We start from the raw sequence: 20762 nt of genomic DNA, 5'->3' as shown, positions 1-20762 counted from the left end.
ATGCAAAACGAACAATCTATACGTGAAGAGATTTGCCAGGTCGGCGCAGATCTTTTTAATCGCGGCTACACCACGGGCACTGCCGGTAATATCAGCGCCCGGCTGGAAGATGGCTGGTTAATTACGCCAACCGATGCCTGCCTGGGACATTTGCAGCCTTCGCGTATTGCCAAGGTTAATCGTGATGGTGAATGGGCTTCAGGTGATAAGCCCTCAAAAACGCTGCTTCTGCATCGTCAGATTTATGACCGCAATCCTGAGGCGCAAGGCGTGGTTCATACCCATTCCACTCATCTGGTGCAGCTGACGCTGGCTGGCGTCTGGCAGCGCGATAGCATTCTGCCACCGTTAACACCTTACCAGGTGATGAAAGTGGGGCGTATCCCGTTGATCGCTTACCGTCGCCCGGGCCATGCCGAAGTGGCGGAGCAGGTCGCTGCATTGGCGAACGATGTGCGCGGCGTGATGCTTGAGCGATTAGGTCCGGTGATCTGGGGAACCTCGGTTTCGTCGGCCAGTTTCTCTCTCGAAGAGTTAGAAGAAACGGCACGTCTTTGGCTCAACTGCACAACGAAACCGGCGGCATTACCGGAAAGCGCAGTGTTGGAGCTGTGCGAGCACTTTAAAACACGCTGGTAGTCACAGGCTGTACCCTACAAAAGAGATAAATAAATGAAAAAAACGCTAATTGCAGCAGGCATGATGCTCTGCGCTTCAACGGTCATGGCGCAAGAGACGGCATTCGTCTACGTATCGAATGGTGACAGCGGCACGGTAACCGCCTATACGCTGAATAAAGCCAAGCAGACGCTCAGCCCCATTGGTGAATATCAAACCGGGTTGAAGAGTATGCCAATGGTGGTGTCGAAGGACAAAAAAACGCTGTATGTCTCGGTACGCAGTCAGCCTTACCACGTGTCGAGTTGGCATATCGCCTCCGATGGCACGCTGAGTCATTTTGCCGATACTCCGTTGCCGGAAGCGATGGCCTATATTGCACTGGATAAGACGGGGCGTTTCCTCTTGTCATCTTCGTACGGCGGTGATTTGTTCAGTATTAACCGCATCGCCAATGATGGAAAAGTAGAAAGCGCACCTGTCCAGGTGGTTCACACCGGCAAGCGTGCTCACTCGATCCAGACTGACCCTGGCAACCACTATCTCTACGTGCCGTTGCTGGGTGCAGACCAGATGTTGCAGTATCGTTTTGACAGTCAAAGCGGCAAAGTGACAGCCAACACGCCCGCTTTTGTGAACATTCAGCGAGAAGCCGCAACCGGGCCGCGCCATTTTGCTTTCGCACCGAAACCGGATGGGCAGGGCGAGCAGAATCTCTATTTATTAACCGAGATGGCAGGCAACATCTCACGCTTGACGCTGAATAAAGATGGCACGCTGAACGAACATGAAGCGACACCCTCACTCGATCCAGTGATTGCCCGTACCATGCAGCGCGGCGAGGCGCGTCCACTGACTGGCGATGATGATCTGCCAAAGTCAGAAAAACCGCGTTTATGGCAGGCTGATATTCACATTACCCCAGACGGACGCTTCCTTTATTCCACCGAGCGCACCAGCAGCAATATTACTGCCTTCCAGATTTCACCGGACGATGGTCATTTAAGCTTCATTAATAGTACCAAAACGGAAGCGCAGCCCCGTGGATTTGCTATTGATAACTCAGGCCATTTCTTAATCGAATCAGGACAGAAATCAACACAGGTGGCGCTCTACGCGATTAACCCGGCAAGCGGAAAGCTTAATTTGCTTGAGCGAGCGCCAACCGGGAAGGGTGCAAATTGGGTGACGATTGTTGAGTAAATATCACTCGCTTCATGTCATCTGCTATTCGTTATTTTAACAGGAGTCGTAATGTCTATTGTTCGCAAAACGATCACCAGTACCTTGATGTGCACCGCAATCTTTACTACCAGTCTGCAAGCTCAGGCAGCTGAAAAAGTTGTGGCGACTGATTTGGAACCTCTGCACCATGTTATTTTGGAAAATAAATATGTGACGGTCATGCGGGTGTTAATCCAGCCCGGCGAGTCAACGTTGTTTCATGAACAACATCTGGACTATGTCAATACACATATCGAAGGCAGTCCGGTAAAAATCGAATATCCCGATAAACCGGTTAATAATACCGAGATGAAAACCGGTAATGTTAAATTTGGTGAACATCAGGGTAAATCTGATACAGATAAAGTCACTAATACCGGTACGAATGTTAATCATCAAGTCGCATTTGAAATTAATATTCCTGGCCCCCAACATTTTGGCGGTGCCAGCCGTCCAGCTCGTGAAGCTTTCCAACAAGTTTTAGATAAGAAAACCGTCAAAGGATGGAAGGTTACCCTGAAACCCGGTGAGAGCAGCGGCGAATATACCCAGCATGGGCCGGGCGTTCGCGTCTTCTTTACCGAAGGGCGGGTATTACTTGCTGACGACAAACATCCGAATCGAGTGAAAGAGCTATGGGTTCATCCGGGAGATGCTTTTTTAACCGAGCCTGGGAAAGTCGATATTACGGCGGCCAGTGGTGAAAATATCATCTTTAATGATTATGAGCTGTTATAGCACTGTTTGTATTTTGTAAATCAAAAACATTTGATATTCTGCATTTCCGCAACTTTGTTGCGGGAATGTTTTTCTATTTAACACCATATAATTATTATTAACCGGAAGCAATTATTATGAAGGCAAGAAAGGTGAGACCGCGTTGTCTACCTTTCGCGTTGAGTTTACTGTTGTCGACGACATTTTTAGCCCATGCTGAAAATGCGCCTGATGCTGCATCACTTATCGCGAAAGGGAAATATCTGGCTATTGCGGCGGATTGTGGTGCATGCCACACGCCACCCAACCATGGTGATGAAATGTCAGGCGGATATATTATTTCTTCGCCGCTAGGAAATATCGTTGCCAGTAATATCACACCCTCAAAAACTGCAGGGATTGGTGATTACACCGAAGAAGACTTTGCGAAGGCAGTGCGTGAAGGGATAAACAAACAAGGACAGCATCTTTATCCTGCGATGCCTTATACCTCTTACGCAAAAATAACCGATGCCGATATTCATGCGCTGTATGCATATTTTATGCACGGAGTGAAAGCCAGCGATCATCGTCCACCGGCCACCGATCTGCCTTTCCCGTTTAATATTCGTTTAAGTATGGCGTTATGGAATACTTTATTTGCAGATAATAAGGTGTTTATTCCCGCACAAGACAAATCTGAGCAGGTTAATCGCGGCGATTATTTAGTCAATGCCTTGGCTCACTGTGATACCTGCCATACACCGCGTAATTCACTGATGGGACAAGTAAACGATCAGGCGTTGAGCGGGGGAAGTTTGGGTAGCTGGTTTGCACCCAATATCACACCGGACAAGCATTCGGGCATCGGCAACTGGAGCGATGAAGAGATCGCGCAATACCTGAAGACGGGGCATGTTGCGGGTAAAGCTCAGGCCGCGGGTCCTATGGCTGAAGCAGTTGAACACAGTTTGCAGTATCTCAATGACGATGACATCGCTGCCATGGTGGCGTATTTGCGTCAGATCCCTGCTGTGGGCCAGTCTTCTGGCGCATCGCGCGAATCGCTGGGTAAACCGGCGACAGATGAAGCCGCACTTCGCGCGGTGAGCCATCCTGATGAAGGATGGAAAATCTACGGCAGCACCTGTGCCAACTGTCATCAGCCTGATGGCTCGGGTAATAAACTTTATCCATCACTGTTCCACAACACGGCAACAGGCGCACCACAGGCGGACAACCTTATTGCCACCATCGTCTATGGTGTGCATCGCCAGGTCAACGGGCAGGATATTGATATGCCTGGATTCGGCCCGGACGCTCTCTTTACTGATCGTTTGACCGATCAACAAATCGCGGATGTCAGTAATTATGTGCTGAAAAACTTCGGTAATGCCCAGCTCACGGTGACCCCGCAGCAGGTGAAAACCGTGCGCGAGGGTGGCGAACGTCCGCTGATTGCCCGTTTGGCTCAGCCTGCAATATGGGGCAGTGCAGCGGCGGTCATCATCATTCTGTTGGTGCTTCTGATTTCTCGTTCGCGCAGAGGTAAAAAGCATGGCGCATAATTCCACCACCCGAATTTCTCGCCGTCGCTTATTGCAAGGGATGGGTATCTTATCCCTTGGCGCGATGTGCAATTCAATGTTCCCTGCACGAGCACTGGCTGCCGAGCAAATGGCAGACAACGCCTTCCTTGATGTTTCCGCTTTCCTGGTCAGTCGTCCTGTTGGTCCCATTTTGGGACAGCGCTATTTCAGCGCCTTGGTCCGTCATGATGCGCAGTTCCCGCAAAAGCTGAGCAGCCTGCATACGCTATTGCAGCAGCACACATTTGCACATGTCGATGATTTCCTTGCCGCATTCAGCGAGGATAACGCGGACTGGCAGACAGCAAAAACGGTGATTTCTGCCTGGTATACGGGCGTCGTCGGGACAGGCAGCGACCTGGAACTGATCGCCTACGCCGATGCGCTGATGTACCTCCCCACCAGAGACATTCTCGTGGTGCCGACGTACGGCGGTGGTCCGTTCTATTGGGCCGTGACACAACCAGGTAAAGTGGCAACAACAGGAGAGAGCGCATGAGTGCTAAAAAGGTCGATGCCGATGTGATCATTATTGGGTCCGGCGTTATGGGTGGTCTGGTCGCGACTCAAATGGCAAAAGCGGGCAAATCAGTGATCATTCTTGAGGCCGGTCCGCGCGTTTCACGTCAGGAGATTGTAGAACGCTTCCGTAATTCTCCGTTCAAAATGTCGCTCACCAACATCAAGTTGCAGGGGGTGGGATCGCCTTATCCTAACCCGCCGCATATTCCGTCTACCTACGGTGATTATTTACAACAGGTTGGCCCGGTTAAATACCCCACTAAATACTTGCGTGTGGTGGGCGGAACCACCTGGCACTTCGGCTCCGCGCTGTGGCGTATGATCCCTAACGATTTCAAATTAAAGACTCTTTACGGACGTGGGCGTGATTGGCCCTTTGGTTACGATGAGCTGGAATCCTGGTACGGCAAAGCGGAACATGAGCTGGGGGTTTCAGGCATGGATGGCCAGGATGAGAGTGGTCAAGGTGGTAAAGCCTGGCCGCCACGTTCGACACCCTTCCCGATGCCCGGCTTGCCCACTAGCTATATGTTCGATCGCCTGACGGAGATGTTGGGTAAAGGGGGGTACAATCCGGTGCTGGAACCCAACGGCCGCGCGACAAAACCATGGGGTAAGCGCCCTAAGTGTGGCGGTAATAACAACTGCAACCCGGTTTGCCCCATTGCCGCGAAATATGACGGCTCCATGCACATTGATGAAGCGGAAAAACTGGGCGCAACGCTGCTGGATAATGCGGTGGTGTACCGTATTGAAGCAAGCGATGATGGCAGCATCACCGGTGTGTGGTACAAAAAGCCGGACGGATCGGAGCATCACCTTACCGCCAACTATTTTGTGCTGGCCGCTTACGGCATTGAGTCACCGAAACTGTTGCTGATGTCCACCTCTGAAAAATACCCTAATGGCATTGCCAACTCTTCCGATCAGGTTGGGCGCAATTTAATGGGGCATACCGGTATCAGCATGAATGTGATGATGTCTGAAGATGTCTGGCCAGGGCAGGGACCCACGGAACTCTTGGTCTATCTCAACAATCGTGATGGCGCGTTCCGCAAGGATTTCCCGAGTTATAAAATCAAAGTCCGCAACACTGTCCCTACCGCGGACTATGCTGCTTCGTTGATTGAAAAAGGGGTATTGGGATCGAAACTGGACGCAGAGATTCGCCGTCAGTCTGCACGTTCACTCAATTTTGCGATTGATTTTGAAACCTTGCCGCTGCCGGAAAACCGCGTTACGCCGAGCAAAACCAAGAAAGATGCGATTGGTATTCCACTGCCGGAAATTTACTACAGCGTGACCGATTATTGGCATGCGGGTAAAGAAGAGGGCATCAAGGATTTCCATAAGTTCGCTGAATTGCTCAACGCAGAAATCCTGTCTATCGATACCAAGTTCCAGGATCGCCAGCACATTATGGGCACCACGATTATGGGGGACGATGCAAAAACCTCGGTGGTAGACAGCAACTGCCGTACCCATGACCATCCGAATATGTGGATCGCCGGTACGAGCGTAATGCCCTCTGCCTCTTGCATGAACCCCACCTTAACGGGTGCAGCGCTGAGCCTGAGACTGGCGGAGCATATGCTGCAAACCATGGGCAAGCATGAATAATCACTATGCGTAAGTTGTAAAACAGACAGCGGGGCTTACATGCCTGCTGTTTGCCGATTAAGCTTCTCGTGATCATCTATCTGAACGGTCGTTGTTCGCACCGTTAATTTACTTGCAGCATGGCGGCCCCTGGGTCGCCATTAGCCACCGCGCGTCAAATCCTCAATATCCAGCGTTTCGGTCTGGCAAATGGAAATCAGGCTGGCGGCTTCTTCACTTAGCCGTACGAAGGTATGACGCATCGTACTGTCGATGTAGGCGCTGTCACCTTGCGCCAGCCGCAGTGGTGCATAGAGCTGCGTGTGCAACATCACTTCGCCTGACAAAACATAAATGAACTCTTCACCGGCATGTTGAGACCAGGCTTCCGGCGGTGGCAATTCGCGTGTCTCAATTCCCATCACCACCGGGATCATCCCTTTCACCAGCAGTTCGGCGGCATGCACTTCATAACGAAAATAGGGATTGGTAAAGGCCAATCCTTTACCAGCCAGCGTGTAAGTGCGCCGGCCCTGAATGGCGGTGCTCGCCACCGAAGGCGGGGGCAACTCTTCGGCGAACAGTTCTGCCAGCGAGTATTCAAACGCGCTGGCAATCTTGGCAATGGTATCGAATGAAGCGGATACCTGACCTTTTTCAATCTTCGAGAGCGTCGAAATCGAGACGCCACTCAACTCGGCGACCTGCTCCAGCGTCAATTCTCGCGCCTGACGTATCGTTTTGATTCGCAGTCCAAAATCTTGTTCGCCGGTTAAGGCGGCGCCCAGCCCGGAGGCTTCATGCTGTCGGGTGGTTTTCATTGGCAATGATTCTTCTGCTGAGTGAACTGGATAGTTAATTTCTCACATATGATAAAAATTATCACATAAGAAAATTGTATTGGTCTAAATGTGAGCAGAGTAGCAGTTTAAAAGAAAACTTCTGGGAGCTGCTATGAACATAACCACCATCGCCAGCATTACGCTGCCCGCGTTTTACGATAAAGCCCGCAACCTCAACAACCTGCTGAGTTGGATGGAACAGGCGGCACAGGAAGGTGCCGACCTGGTGGTATTTCCGGAGCAGGTTTTGCAAGGCTATCTGCCGGATACGCTCAACTGGAACGGTGAAGCGGTGGCGTGGCAAATGGCGCAAGCCGAAGTGGTGACAGAAGGTGAGAGCGTGCAGGCAATGCAAAAGCTCGCCACGCAACTGGGCTTGCATGTGGTTTTCGGCATGACCGAGCGCCATCCTGAACGTGCCGAGGTGCTGTTTAACAGCGCGGTGCTATTGGGGCCAGACGGTTTAATCGGCGTATATCGCAAAGTGCATCAGCCGGGCGATGAGAAACATGTTTACTATCCCGGCAGCGATTTCCCGGTGTTCCATACGCCAATTGGCCGCATTGGCATGTTGATCTGTTACGACAAAGTGTTCCCGGAAAGCACCCGCCAGCTGGCGCTGAAAGGGGCCGACATCATGATCATGCCGACCGCTTGGGGTTACGCCGGTGACGGCAGTGCAGGCGATGCCGATCCGATGGTCGATAGCTACACGCTGTTTGGCCGCGTGCGCGCGCTGGAAAATCAGTGCTGGATGATCGAATCCAATCTGTGCGGCCAGCACGGCAATCTTCACTATCACGGGCACAGTCGCATCATCGATCCGCTGGGACATATCGTCGCCGACAGTGGCACCACAGAAGGCATGGCGATTGCCTGCGTCGAGGTGCAATCCGCCATTCTGCGCGCTCGCAGCAGTGACTATCTCGGCTATCACTTCCTGAAAGATTACGTTCCGGTGCAGGCTCCGCCTTCGCCGCTGACGGTTCACAATCGCCACGCGCGACCTTTGGGGGAAAACCATGAGTAAAGTTCTGGAAGCCGCTGGCATCCACAAAAGCTATCCCACGCCGGAGGGGGAGGTGACGGTGCTGCGCAACCTCAACTTCCACGCCAATCGCAATGAATTCGTCTCTTTTGTCGGGCCCAGCGGCTGCGGCAAATCGACGCTGTTCAACATCATCACCGGGCTGCTAATGCCGGACAGCGGCAGCATTCTGCTGAAGAATCGCGAAACCACCGGCACGCCGTCACCGGAACTCGGTTATGTGCTGCAAAAAGACCTGCTGTTTCCGTGGCGTACGGTGATCGACAACGTGATCCTCGGGCTGGAAGTGCGCGGCATGCCCAAAGCGCAGGCACGAGCGAAAGCGCGTGAACTGTTCGAACTCTACAAGATGACCGGTTACGAGCAGAAGTATCCGTCGCAGCTTTCCGGCGGGATGAAACAGCGTGTGGCATTGATGCGCACCATGGTCACCAACCCGGAAATCATTCTGATGGATGAGGCTTATAAAGCGCTGGACTACCCGCTCAAAATTTCGCTGGAAAGTGAATTGTTGAGCGTGGTGAAAGAGCAGCACAAGACGGTGATCTTCATTACGCATGATATCGAAGAGGCGGTCACGCTGTCGGATCGCGTCTATGTGATGAAGGCGCGTCCCGGTGAAATTGTGCAGGAGATTGAGGTCGATCTGGGCACGGAGAGCCTGTCGATTCCCGAACGCCGCCTGTCGCCGCGTTTCAATGAGTATTACGAGCATATCTGGCGCAGCATCGGCATCCAGCCTGAGCCGGTTAACTAACGAGAGGACGACATGACAATGAACTCAGTGTCTACACGCCCCACGGTTGCGGCGACGGCAAATCGCAGTTCACGAGAAACCTTTTTCCGCTCGGCTAACGCACGCCGCTACACGCTGCTGTTCTTACAGGTGGCGATTGTGGTGCTGCTGCTGGGAGGGTGGGAACTCGGTGTGCGCAGTGGCAACATCAACGCCTTCCTGTTCTCCAGCCCCTCGCAGGTGTGGGAGGTGCTGGTCCAGCGCTTCCAGTCCGGTGAAATGGTGACCGATGTGCGCGTCACCGCCGTTGAAACCCTGGTGGGGTTTGCCGTGGGCGCGATTGGCGGCTCAATACTCGGCCTGCTGCTGTGGTATTCGCGTTTTATCTCTGACCTGGCCGCGCCGTTTATCGCTGCCATTGGCTCAATCCCGGTGCTGGCGATTGCGCCGATGACCATCATCTGGTTCGGCACGGAGATGCTTTCCAAAGTGGTGATTGTGGCGTTTTCATGCGTGGTGGTATCGCTGACCACCTCTTATAAGGGCGCGATGCGCACCGATCCTGACCTTATCAACCTATTGCGATCCTTCAACGCCGGACGCGGCACCATTTTCTTCAAACTGGTGGTGCCGTCAGCGATGTTATGGGTGCTTTCGGGTTTACGTCTCAATGTCGGTTTTGCTCTGGTGGGCGCGATTGTTGGCGAATACATCTCTTCAGATAACGGCGTGGGTCACATGATCCTGCTGGGCAGTTCCAACTTTGGTATGAACATTGTGCTGGCTGGCATCGTGCTGGTCATGCTGATGATGCTGTGTTTCAACGCGCTGGTGGCATTTATTGAACGCCTCATTCTCTCCTGGGACAGGAAATAATCATGAAAAAATTCCGTTTAGCTACGATCTCTGCCGCAGTTTGTCTGGCTTCTCTGGTGAGTGCGCACGCGGCTGACACGCCGGTGCGCATCAACCAGGCGTTTCAATCGCTGCTCTATCTGCCGCTGTATGTGGCGCAAGAGCAGGGCTTTTTTAAACAGCAGGGCGTTGATGTCAAAATCAGTACCGGCGGCGGTGGGGCGCAATCCTGGGCGGCGGTGATTGGCGGCTCAGCAGATTTCTCGATTCAGGATCCGGTGTTTGTACCTAAAACCCGTGAAAACGGCGGAAAAGGCGTGGTGGTGGCCGGGGTACAGAACGCGCCAACCATCTTCATCTTCGGCAAAGAAGCGGCTTCCTTGCAGGACAATTTGTCACTGCTCGCGGGTAAACGTGTGGTGACCAGCCCGCAACCTGATACCACCTGGGCGTTTATGAGTTATCTGATCAAACAGAACAACCTCAAAGACGTGAAGCTGGTGCATGTGGCGATTGGTAATGAAATCCCGGCGGTGGCGGCAGGTCGTGCAGATTACGCGTTAGCGGCGGAGCCACAGGTCACCATGGCCGAAAAACAAAACGGCTTGCATGTGGCTTACTCGTTCTCAGCCGCACAATCCTGGTATCCGTTTGCCTTCTCCAGCCTGACGACCACGCAACAATATATCGATAAGAATCCACAGGCCGCGCAGGCCGTCGTGACTGCCTTTGAACAGGCCTCGCGCTTTATCTACAAGCATCCGGCTGAGTCGGTGACCATTGCACGTAAATACTTCCCGGCGTTGCCCGAAGAGGTGGTGAAAACCGCCGTGCAGCGTGAAATCGATGCCAAAGGCTATCCAGAGAACGTGCTGGTGTCGCAGAAGGCCTGGGATAACAACATGAACATCGCGCTGTATGCCAAAAACATCAAAGCTTATCCGTCTGAAGCCACGTCATATCAGAACAACGTGAACACGGCGCTGGCGACGAAGGCCAAACAAGCGGTCGATGCGATGGGCGATAAATAAGCCATTACCGACTTTCGACAGGTTATGGGCGTACCGCGGTGCGCCCGCATTAAAAGAGGATTGATGATGGATGCACTGACACTTCGGCTGGCCTTGATACAGCGCCATTGCGCGGCTGATGCGGTCGAGCTGGAACACCTGCTCACCGATTGTGAAGCGCGTGCGGCGGGCGTCAGCGCCTTTGCTGCGCAACATTTCTCGCCAACGCTGCTGCCGGCAAATGCCTGGGTTTCTGCTTTGCAGCCGCCGCTGGAGTTGCCCCATGAATGAGTTGATCGATGTCTCGATGCTGACGTTGGCACAACAGCTGCGCCTGCGGCAGACCAGCGTGCCAGAACTGGTTGAAGCCTGCCTGGCGCGTGAGGAAATCACACGCGATCTCAATGCGTTCAATGAGGTCTATGTGTCTCAGGTACGTCAGACGGCTAAAGCCAGCCAACGCTTGCTGGAACAGGGTTACGATCTGGGCCCGCTGCATGGCATGCCGATTGCCATTAAAGCCAATATTGATTTGGCCGGTGAGGAGATGCACGCGGGCAGTCAGATACTCAGTGGCAATATCGCCCAGCGTGATGCGGTGGTCGTGCAGCGCCTGAAGCAGGCGGGCGCATTAATCATCGGCAGCACCAATATGCATGAGTTCGCCTGGGGCGGCACCACCAACAATCCGCACTACGGTGCCAGCAGTAATCCCTGGGATGATGCGCGCATCCCCGCCGGATCCAGCGGGGGTTCCGGCGTGGCTGCCTCGGTGCGCAGTGCGCTGGCAACGCTGGGAACCGATACCGGTGGTTCGATACGTTTACCGGCTTCGATGAACGGCATCACGGGCCTACGCCCGGGCGTGGGCCGACTCTCCACGGAGGGCATTTTCCCCCTCGCCACCAGTCTCGATACCGTTGGGCCACTGGCACGTTATGCCGAAGAGTGTGAAGTGTTGTTTAACGTGCTGGACGGAAAAAACCAGCCGCTGACAGCATTACCTGAACTGGCCGGATTGCGTATTGGTTTGCTGCCCGATGTGCATCAGCAGGTACAGCCTGATGTCGCGGCTGCCTATGATCAAATGGTGCAGTGGTTGGGCGCGGCGGGCGCACGTTGCCAGACGCTGAGTTTGACCGGCCTTGAGCAGGCGGTGAATGCGCTGGTGCTGATCAACCTCGCGGAACCGGCTTCATTGCACGCTGCCTGGCTTGCTGACCGTCCGCAAGAATACGGTGCGGATGTGCGTAAGCTGCTGCAAGCGGGGCTCGCCATTACCGCCGTCGAGTATCTACAGGCACAACGTTTTCGCACCGGTCTACGCTTGCAGTTGTTGCAGCATTTGAATCAGGTGGATGTGATTCTGGTGCCGACGCTGCCGTTTACCGCACCGCACAAAGGACTGGAAGCGATTCAAATGGGCGATCGCGAAGAGAGCGTGTTGACCGGCAACATGCGTTACAACGCGCTGGCAAGTCTGTCAGCACTGCCCGCTATCAGTCTGCCTGCCGGGTTCGATCATGAAGGGATGCCCATCGGCATGCAGCTCATTGGACGTGATGGCGCTGAGCGCCAACTGCTCGCTTTCGCGCGTCGATTCCAGCAGGAGCACGATTATCATCTGCAAACGCCAACCCGGCTACGTGCGTGAAACCCATTCCCCTGCGCGACCTGTTAATCCTGCTGTTGGTGGTAAACGGCTGGGCCTTTAACGTTATCGCCATGAAGTTTGGCCTGATGGAACTGCCGCCGCTGTTCATGCTGACGCTGCGTTTTGTGCTGGTGGCAGCCCTGTTGCTGCCGTTTCATCGCCTGACGTGGCGTCAGCTACCTGGCATGATGCTGCTGGGATTCACCTTTGGTTTTGTGCATTTCGGGTTAATGGTGATGGGCATGCAAACCACCGATGCGGGCACCACCGCGGTGTTTATCCAGATGGGCACGCCGATCGCCATGCTGCTGGCCGCATTCTGGCTCAAAGAGCGGCTTCGCTATCAGCAAATCGGTGGCGTGGTAGTGGCGTTATTTGGTGTGATGATTCTTGCAGGCAGTCCGGCACTCGCGCACTGGCAAAGCATCTTGTGGTTATTGATGAGCGCCTGTGGTTGGGCATGCAGCACGGTGCTGATCAAGCGTCTACCGCCGATCGCGCCGCTGGCGATGACGGGCTGGCTTTCACTGTTTGCCATTCCACTGGTAGGGTTGAGTTCGCTACTCACCGAGCAGCACCAGCTCGCTTTGCTGCTGGCGGCGGGTTGGCGCGGTTGGCTGGGGGTGATCTACAGCGCGCTGGGTTCGTCTATCCTCGCTTATTCATTGTGGTACGGCTTGCTAAAGCGCTATCCCGCCAGCCAGATTCTGCCCTGGTCATTGCTGAGCCCGGCACTGGCGCTGTTAATGGGCGTGGCGATTCTGCATGAATCACTGGACCGCAGCAAAGTGATCGGCACGCTGCTGATTGTGGGTGGGATATTGCTGGCAGTGGTACGAGGCACAGTAATAAAGAAGAGGGTAGTGGTGTAATTGGGATTTTTCAGCCGCAATGCCCAGATATCTTTATGTAAAAGGGTTTATCCGCATATCACTCAAACCTGTCGATGTGGCATGTCAGGCACGCACTGCGGCTCAAAAGCGCGAGTTTATTCTCTTATTTTAAATTGATTCGTTGCGGTAAACACAGCGCTTACCCGTGTTGATATTGTCGCAGCCCGATGTCCCTGTGTTAAAACGCCGAGTTAAGGGGAGGAGTGAATGGGTTTGCGTTTTATTATTCTGTCCGCCACGCTCATGTATACTGCCCTCTCTATCTTCCTAATTATTACCCTCCTATTTAATTAATTCCATCAATGCAATGCCTTATTAATAGCTGGTACTGATTTTTATTAATATTGCTACTAATCTGATTCGAACAGAAAACCCTTCACTATTGTTGTTTAAACAGTCACAGTATCGACCAATTAAAATGAAAGCGTAAAGTAAAGAGATAATGTGAAGGTTATTTGACTATATAACCTTTTGGCAAATAAATATACCAGAAATGCATATAAATCCCGTTGCTTTTGAGCGTAGAACATCAATCAAGCATAACAACTGCAACTCAACATAAGTGTATGTGAGACGTGAAATGTATTCTAACGCAATATGGATCATGCTGGAGAAGTCAGTCAACATCATCGGACTGATATATATCAATTCGTTAATGGCTAAATACATTGGCCCAGATAACTTTGGCAAGATAAACATCGCCACTTCTCTGTTTATTTTTGTGCAGACGTTATCATGGTTTGGCGGTCAAAATATTATCTTCAAGCGCATGAGCGAGAAGACGCGATCGGGTATCTCTTTAGCAATGCATACTCAGAATCAGCGACGTTTTTTCTTTCTCATCTCCTCAAGTGCAGTACTGGCGTATCTCTACTTCTTTACGGATCTCACGGTCTTTATCTTTGGCGTGGCCAACTGCATCGCGACCTATTATATCGTGATGGACTTCTTTTCGATTTACAACAACACCCAATTAAAATCAAAAATCAACACGATAACCAATGTCATCGGACTATCCCTGGCACTTTTAGCCCGATACGGCATCGCACACTTCGAGCTGCCTATTTACTACTTCACGATCCCCATTATTATTATTCCCCTTATCCCTTACATTATGCGTCTCATTTACTTCAGGCAGACTACGACAATCAATGAGAGCAGTAAGGGTGCCATCATGTATAACCGTCATATGTTGTACACCGGTGGGGCCTTGATCCTGTCGAGCATATCAGCGGATATCTACACGCAGATTTCGAGTATTTTTCTGGCCAAAATGATTTCTTACTCAAATCTGGGAATCTATAGCGTTGCATTAACCATAGGAGGCGCCTGGTCATTTATTGTATTGGCATTGATAACGAGTTTCTTCTCAAAGATTTACAACGAAAAGAATCAACCTGCTGTTGATGAATTACTCAGTAAAATCAACAGAATTGTTATCCTGCTGTCCCTTGTTGTGCTAGGTGGATTCTATCTGGTTGGTGATGACTTTATCCATTTGCTGTATGGCAATAATTATATGGGTTCTGTGGAAATCATACCCATCATCATTCTTGGCACGATGTTTTCGTCACTGGGAACGATCTGCTACCGGTATATGATCAAAGAGTCCGGATACAACTACCTGGCTAAGAAAATGTTTTTATATTGTGTCTTAACCGTGCCATTTTCCTGGGTCATGATCCGTTCCTTTGGAATTAATGGCGCTGCATACTGTTTTTTGATTGTTGAAATTTTGTCTTGCACGTTACTGAATTATTTTTTCAAGAATAGAACAATCATCAAAATGCACCTCAACATTTTTAAAACGAGATAATTTCAATGAGAATGATAAAGCACACAGTTAAGTCAGCTCTGAAAATTAGCGCTAATATTTCACCGGAATTCTGCGCTAAAGCCCACTACTACATAAAATTTAAGAAGAAACTTAATTTAACCAACCCGACCAATTTTAATGAAAAGATTCAGTGGCTCAAGTTCAATGAGCTGAATAATGATATCTATACAAGCTGCGCGGATAAGTATAAAGTCAGGGAATATATTTCATCCAAAGGCTGCGGTAAAATTCTCAATGAGCTTTATGGCGTCTACGATAGTCCTCAAGACATTGACTATGCTGCACTGCCTGAAAGGTTTGCGCTCAAGTGTAATCACGGCGCAGGCTACAACATCATTTGTAGTGATAAATCCTCATTAGATGTTGAAAAAACCAACAGGCAGTTGAGCAAGTGGTTAAGTGAGGATTTCTCATCACATTTTATTGAGCCACAGTACCGAAAGATTGAGAGAAAGATTCTCTGTGAAAAATTCATCGAGAATGAACGCGGTGGTTTCCCAGACGACTATAAGTTTTACTGTTTTAACGGTGAACCTTACGCCGTCATGGTTTGTGTCGGTCGTGAAAAAGGCACGCCTAAATTCTATTACTTTGATATGAACTGGAATCCACTTCCCTTTGAAGACACAGTGAAGTTGCTTAATAAGCATGATCTGCCAGAGATGCCTGATGGCTTTGTGAAAATGAAGCATTATGCAATGAAACTGGCGACCGATTTTAAGTTTGTGCGCGCTGATTTCTATCTTCTGAACGGTGAGGTTATTTTTGGCGAACTGACATTTACGCCTTCAGCAGGGCTGGATGTCTCACTTCAGGAAGCGGATGCCATTTTGGGTGGGCAGTTGAGGTTGTGATCTGTGTGCATTGAGCGGACACAGCACACTCACGTCGCCGCTCGCTGTGGATGAATGGCGGCTCGGGGATTGAGGGTGGCATAAAGCAACCCTTGATGGGGAATCAGTTCCCCAGCGGTTTTTAGCTCCGCGACTGCGGCCCGAGCCGCGATTCAAGCCTTCAAAACCCTACGTGTCTGAATGGTTTCGAGGTCAGCGAACCTCATATTCTAAGTTTTTCTCCTGGTTAAATATGCAATAGAAAAAAATAGCGCACACGACCTATTTTTTAACCTTAAAACTGAATGGAATGGATATATAAATTTTGCGTTTGTTATGAATTATCGCGCCCCATATAAACGAAAAGAAAGATATATCATATGACCTGAGACATTAAATGAACAAGTAACAACAAAAGGTCAATGCTGAAGGGAGGTAATCATTTATAAATCAATGCATTAATCCCCTTACAACACAGAGTTTCGATAAGTACTTTCCTACAGACTATTCTTAGTTATCTTGCTAGGCTATCTTTCAAATCAATCCTGTCAACCGATCTTACGGGCCGCCTATCCCATGAAGAAAGTGCTTATTGTCGATGACCATCCGGTGATTCGTTTTGCCGTGAAAATGCTGCTGGAGCGAAGCGGTATGGAGGTTGTGGCTGAAACCGATAATGGTGTGGATGCTATCCAGAAGACCAAAGATACGCGCCCGGACCTGGTATTACTGGATATCGGTTTACCTAAAGTGGACGGTTTTCAGGTGTTACAACGTCTACGCGCGCTGCAGTTACCGCTGAAAATTTTGGTTTTGACCTCGCAAGAAGGAGCGAACTTTGCTCAACGTTGCAAGCAGGCCGGGGCCGACGGTTTTGTCACCAAAAGCGATGATTTAGGTGAACTCACCGATGCGATTAAAATGGTGATGCGCAACTACAGCTTCTTCCCGCAAATGGAATATGGGCAGTCGAGTAACCAGGATGATGGCAAATTGCTTTCTGATATTTCCGATCGTGAACTCAGTGTGCTGATCAGCATTGCTAAAGGGCTGACCAATAAGCAGATAGGGGAACAACTGGTGTTAAGTGAAAAGACTATCAGTACCTACAAACATCGCCTCAAACAGAAACTCAATGCACACACGTTAATTGAGTTGATCGATTTTGCCCGTCGTAACAATTTGATTGGATAATGCTCGCTATGCAGCGCTTACGTGTCATTTTACTGTTTATCGGGATGTGGCTGGTTTGCGCTCCCGTTCAGGCTTCCGAACTTCAGTTAATGACGCACCTGACAGGCTCAGAACAACATGCATTATTATTATCCCCCGATGAAAAAGCCTTCCTTCACCAGAAACATCAGTTGGTGATGGGTGTAATGCGTTATGACTCGCCGCCTTATGGGATGCGCAATATTCGTGGCGAATTTGAAGGTATCAGCGCGGATTATGTTGGCCTTATCGCGCAACAGTTTGGCATTCCGGTTCGCATTGAAACTTTTAACGATCCTGAAAAACGCTGGGAAGCATTGGCGGCAGGAAAAATCGATTTTATTCCTTCTGTTCCCACCCATCTGACAAAAGATGCGTTTGCCATGTCTACATCCTATTCCAGAGACCGGGCGGTTCTGGGTACGGAGATGACACATCCCATGGCGCTACCTGCTGACCTGCAAGGGGTTCAGGTGGCTTTAGTTAGAGATTACCTGCCGCTTTCACTGTTACGCCAATATTACCCGCAAGCCAAATTTCGTCTTTATGAAAATTATCAGGATGCTCTCAGCGCTGTGGCTTTCGGCAAAGCGGATGTCTACCTGGGCAACAGTTACTCGCTAAGCCGCAACTTCCTGAATAATCTTCAGTTAGCGCGCTACAGCACCTTGCCAGTGAGGGATATCGCTTTCGCATTTAGCCGCAGTCAGCCTGAGCTGTTGACGCTGTTTAATAAGGCGTTAGCGAATATTCCTTTGGATGATAAGTTGCAAATCAACCGTATCTGGCAACCTGATTTAGTCGATATCACCCAGTCTGTTAATCCGTTGGTTTTCTCCCCTGAAGAGAAACGATGGATGGCGACACACCCTCGCGTCAATGTGGTGTTGTTTAGCGGCGACAAAGCGGCGCCAGTGACCATTTTGGGGGCCGATGGGCAATTACGTGGCATGGCGTTCGATTTGCTCTCGATAGTGCGTCTGAAAACCGGGCTAAACTTTGAATACAGTACTGTGGATAATGCCATCCAGTTGATGCAACGGGTTAAAACGGCTGAAGTCGATATGTTTGCCTCACTGACGCCCAGTACGCAGAGTTCGCAACAGATCCTTTTTACTCGCCCTTATCTGCGCAGTGCCTATGCCCTTACCACGCGCGCAAATCGCAGCGATATTCATTCCCTGCCAGATTTGCGGGGTAAGCGGTTGGCGATGGTATCAGGCAGTGGCGCAGAGGATCTTATTCACTCCCACTTTCCTGACATCACCTTGGTTCGGGTGGAGAACGAACCGGCCTTGATGGAAAGCGTGGCTGAAGGGCGCGCAGATGCCGCGGTGGGTATTCTGATGATGTCGGACTACCAAATTAAATCTTATTACCCCCGGCAACTTAAAATTGTGGCGACCGTGGGAGATCGACCCGCCTGGATATCCTTTGGTGTCGGGCCAGGCGATCCTGAACTGCAATCCATTCTTGATAAAGTGCTGTTAAGCATTCCGCCCGTCGAGATCGAGAGCCTGGCAAACCGCTGGCGCCCAGGGGATTTTGTCAATATTGACGATTTTTGGACGCGTTATCGTGACTTAATGATTATCTGTGCCATTTTTACCGGCGTCATTATTCTGCTGACGGTGGGATGGGCACTCTATTTGCGTCAGCAGATTAAGCGTAAGGCGGCGCTACGCCGGGAATTAAACAATCAACTGGCGCAGCTGCGTACCGTAGTCAGCAGTATGCCGTTCCCCGTTTCACTGCGCGATCGTCAGGGAAGACTGACATTCTGCAACGAGCGCTATCTCGTCGAAACCGGTGTCACCTATGACGAGGCGCTGGGCAAAACCATGGTGGAACATCCCGGCCTGCGCACCCCAGAACAAGCGGCTTTCTACCATGGCCAGCTAATGGAAGTGATGAACTCCGACTCGCGCATTCTGGAAGATCGCCGTTACGATTTGTGGGACAACCCCAATTCGTCCATCGGCATCACCGTTTATCAGTGGATTGAACCCTGGCATGACAGTGATGGCACGGTAGTGGGTGTGATCGGGGGGTGGATGGATATCTCGGAACGTGAAGCCCTGTTTGCCGAGCTACGTGAAGCCAAAGAGCGTGCGGAAGATTCAAACCGTGCGAAATCTGTGTTCCTTTCAACTATGAGCCACGAAATCCGTACGCCCATGAACGCGATCATCGGCATGCTGGATATGGCATTAAAGAAAGGGCGCAATGGCGAGCAGGATATACAAGCGCTGGAAGTCGCCTATGAATCGGCTGATAGTCTGGTGGGGCTGATTGGCGATATTCTTGATATTTCACGCATCGAGGGCGGACAGCTGGATTACCATCCTGAACCCGTTGATTTGGCGAAGCTGATCGATAATCTGCTTAAAGTTTTTCAGGGATTGGCACTGGATAAAAACATCAGTCTGACCAAGCGCTATCCCGAAGAACCGCTACAACCGGTGCTGGCCGATCCTCTGCGTATCAAGCAAGTGCTCTCCAATTTGCTGGGCAATGCGATTAAATTTACCGATCAGGGCGGTGTGTCATTGACCGTTCATCAGCAGGTGGATGCGGTGAGCAATCTGGTGACCTATACCATCGATGTGCAGGACAGCGGTATCGGTATTGATCAGGCGCAGCAGGCAACGCTGTTCCAGCCCTTTAGTCAGGCGGACAATCGCCGTTCGGGGACCGGTTTAGGTCTTTATATCAGCCGTACCGTTTGTGAAAAAATGAACGGCACTTTAACCTTGAGCAGCGAACGAGGCATTGGGACTTGTGTGCAAGCGGTGATGCGTTTGCCACTGATGCACAGTGCGGGTGAAAAAGACGCATCAATCCATGATATTGCCGCAGCTTTACCCAGCGGGAAGGTGCTGGTGGTGGATGATAATGCCGCCAACCGCATGTTACTGGCGAAACAGCTCAGTTGGCTGGGGCAGCAAGCGACACTGGCGTGCGATGGCTATGAAGCACTGCAATGCTGGCAGCAGGAACACTTCGATGCGATCATCACTGACTGCAACATGCCGGGTCTCAGTGGCTATCAATTGACGCAAGTGATCCGTGAATCGGAAGAAGAGCAGTCGCGTCGGGCGGCGTGGATTATTGGTTTTACGGCCAATGCCATGCACGAAGTCTATGAACGTTGCATGGAAGCAGGCATGAACAGCTGTTTATTCAAACCCTGTTCGTTAAACAGCTTGTCTGCTGCACTGAGTCAGGCCTATTCCGGGCAGACCGCTGAAGGGGTTGAAGAGCAGAACCCTCCCGAAGAACAGGCGGATGAAGAACAACGCATGGCGGAAAGCCTGCATGATCTCATGGTGACGACGTTACAAGAGGATCTTTCAAGACTTGCTGTTTTAACGCCCGCGGAGGATCGCCACGCGATCGCCGATCTGGTGCATCGTATCGCGGGAAGCCTGCGTATCGCGCGGCGTAATGATCTGGCAGATGCCTGCCTGAGTCTGGAAAAGCAGTGCCGGGATACCTCTTTACCGGCCGAGGTCTTCACACCCGCCCTGACTTCACTGACGACAGAACTTCACACCTATCTCTCTGACTTGCAGAAATCGCCGGTGCTGTGAG

General features: G+C 51.1%; 18 protein-coding genes and 1 pseudogene. 17 read left to right on the top strand and 2 right to left on the bottom strand.

The features are described from left to right. The 6 genes from IAE30_RS21445 to IAE30_RS21420 all read left to right on the top strand — a co-directional run bounded on the left by IAE30_RS21445 (position 1) and on the right by IAE30_RS21420 (position 6269). Entirely contained in the window at positions 1 to 639 is a 639-nt protein-coding gene (locus IAE30_RS21445) for an aldolase (RefSeq protein WP_200680977.1), read from the top strand. Positions 640 to 672: 33 nt separating this feature from the next. Continuing rightward, positions 673 to 1821, top strand: coding sequence for a beta-propeller fold lactonase family protein (locus tag IAE30_RS21440; RefSeq protein WP_200680976.1), 1149 nt, complete (start codon positions 673 to 675; stop codon positions 1819 to 1821). A gap of 51 nt (positions 1822 to 1872) precedes the next feature. Then, a complete protein-coding gene (locus IAE30_RS21435) occupies positions 1873 to 2580 on the top strand; it encodes a hypothetical protein (protein ID WP_200680975.1) in 708 nt (235 codons plus the stop codon). Positions 2581 to 2696: 116 nt separating this feature from the next. Continuing rightward, positions 2697 to 4106 (top strand): cytochrome c, encoded by a 1410-nt coding sequence (locus tag IAE30_RS21430; RefSeq protein WP_200680974.1) that lies wholly within the window; start codon positions 2697 to 2699, stop codon positions 4104 to 4106. Next, the gene (locus tag IAE30_RS21425) at positions 4096 to 4626 is read left to right on the top strand and encodes a sorbitol dehydrogenase family protein (RefSeq protein ID WP_200680973.1); all 531 of its coding nucleotides are present in this window, start codon (positions 4096 to 4098) and stop codon (positions 4624 to 4626) included. Before IAE30_RS21430 ends, IAE30_RS21425 begins: the two co-directional genes overlap by 11 nt. Beyond that, the gene (locus tag IAE30_RS21420; RefSeq protein ID WP_200680972.1) at positions 4623 to 6269 is read left to right on the top strand and encodes a GMC family oxidoreductase; all 1647 of its coding nucleotides are present in this window, start codon (positions 4623 to 4625) and stop codon (positions 6267 to 6269) included. Before IAE30_RS21425 ends, IAE30_RS21420 begins: the two co-directional genes overlap by 4 nt. A gap of 140 nt (positions 6270 to 6409) precedes the next feature. Here the strand turns inward: IAE30_RS21420 and IAE30_RS21415 are convergent, their stop codons facing one another. Further along, the gene (locus IAE30_RS21415; protein WP_200680971.1) at positions 6410 to 7069 is read right to left on the bottom strand and encodes a helix-turn-helix domain-containing protein; all 660 of its coding nucleotides are present in this window, start codon (positions 7067 to 7069) and stop codon (positions 6410 to 6412) included. A gap of 133 nt (positions 7070 to 7202) precedes the next feature. Between IAE30_RS21415 and IAE30_RS21410 the strand changes: the two genes are divergently transcribed. The 9 genes from IAE30_RS21410 to IAE30_RS21370 all read left to right on the top strand — a co-directional run bounded on the left by IAE30_RS21410 (position 7203) and on the right by IAE30_RS21370 (position 15977). After that, complete coding sequence (locus IAE30_RS21410) at positions 7203 to 8120, top strand: carbon-nitrogen hydrolase family protein (RefSeq protein ID WP_200680970.1); 918 nt, start codon at positions 7203 to 7205, stop codon at positions 8118 to 8120. Beyond that, positions 8113 to 8895, top strand: coding sequence for an ABC transporter ATP-binding protein (locus tag IAE30_RS21405; RefSeq protein WP_045834332.1), 783 nt, complete (start codon positions 8113 to 8115; stop codon positions 8893 to 8895). Before IAE30_RS21410 ends, IAE30_RS21405 begins: the two co-directional genes overlap by 8 nt. A gap of 12 nt (positions 8896 to 8907) precedes the next feature. After that, the gene (locus IAE30_RS21400; RefSeq protein WP_200680969.1) at positions 8908 to 9750 is read left to right on the top strand and encodes an ABC transporter permease; all 843 of its coding nucleotides are present in this window, start codon (positions 8908 to 8910) and stop codon (positions 9748 to 9750) included. A 2-nt stretch (positions 9751 to 9752) separates the two neighbouring features. Continuing rightward, the gene (locus IAE30_RS21395) at positions 9753 to 10760 is read left to right on the top strand and encodes an ABC transporter substrate-binding protein (protein ID WP_200680968.1); all 1008 of its coding nucleotides are present in this window, start codon (positions 9753 to 9755) and stop codon (positions 10758 to 10760) included. Positions 10761 to 10823: 63 nt separating this feature from the next. After that, entirely contained in the window at positions 10824 to 11030 is a 207-nt protein-coding gene (locus IAE30_RS21390; protein ID WP_234465304.1) for a hypothetical protein, read from the top strand. Beyond that, positions 11023 to 12393, top strand: a complete 1371-nt coding sequence (locus IAE30_RS21385; protein ID WP_200680967.1) for an amidase — start codon at positions 11023 to 11025, stop codon at positions 12391 to 12393. Before IAE30_RS21390 ends, IAE30_RS21385 begins: the two co-directional genes overlap by 8 nt. A gap of 5 nt (positions 12394 to 12398) precedes the next feature. Next, a complete protein-coding gene (locus IAE30_RS21380) occupies positions 12399 to 13265 on the top strand; it encodes a DMT family transporter (protein WP_200681002.1) in 867 nt (288 codons plus the stop codon). Between the two features lie 601 nt (positions 13266 to 13866). Beyond that, positions 13867 to 15102, top strand: coding sequence for an oligosaccharide flippase family protein (locus IAE30_RS21375; protein WP_200680966.1), 1236 nt, complete (start codon positions 13867 to 13869; stop codon positions 15100 to 15102). Between the two features lie 5 nt (positions 15103 to 15107). Further along, positions 15108 to 15977: an ATP-grasp fold amidoligase family protein gene (locus IAE30_RS21370; protein WP_200680965.1), complete on the top strand. Its 870-nt coding sequence runs from the start codon at positions 15108 to 15110 to the stop codon at positions 15975 to 15977. 83 nt (positions 15978 to 16060) lie between these two features. Here the strand turns inward: IAE30_RS21370 and IAE30_RS21365 are convergent. Continuing rightward, positions 16061 to 16183, bottom strand: a pseudogene (locus IAE30_RS21365) (Fic family protein); the annotation flags it as partial. Between the two features lie 349 nt (positions 16184 to 16532). Here IAE30_RS21365 and IAE30_RS21360 point away from each other — a divergent pair. After that, positions 16533 to 17150 carry a response regulator transcription factor gene (locus IAE30_RS21360; RefSeq protein ID WP_200680964.1) on the top strand — a complete coding sequence of 206 codons (618 nt, stop codon included), beginning with the start codon at positions 16533 to 16535 and terminating at the stop codon, positions 17148 to 17150. An 8-nt stretch (positions 17151 to 17158) separates the two neighbouring features. Beyond that, entirely contained in the window at positions 17159 to 20761 is a 3603-nt protein-coding gene (locus IAE30_RS21355; RefSeq protein ID WP_234472830.1) for a transporter substrate-binding domain-containing protein, read from the top strand. The last annotated feature ends 1 nt before the right edge of the window (position 20762 follow it).

This window comes from Pantoea sp. S61, assembly GCF_016625145.1.
In the GTDB taxonomy this organism is placed as follows: domain Bacteria; phylum Pseudomonadota; class Gammaproteobacteria; order Enterobacterales; family Enterobacteriaceae; genus Pantoea; species Pantoea rwandensis_B.
This window is presented reverse-complemented; position numbering and strand designations above follow the sequence as displayed.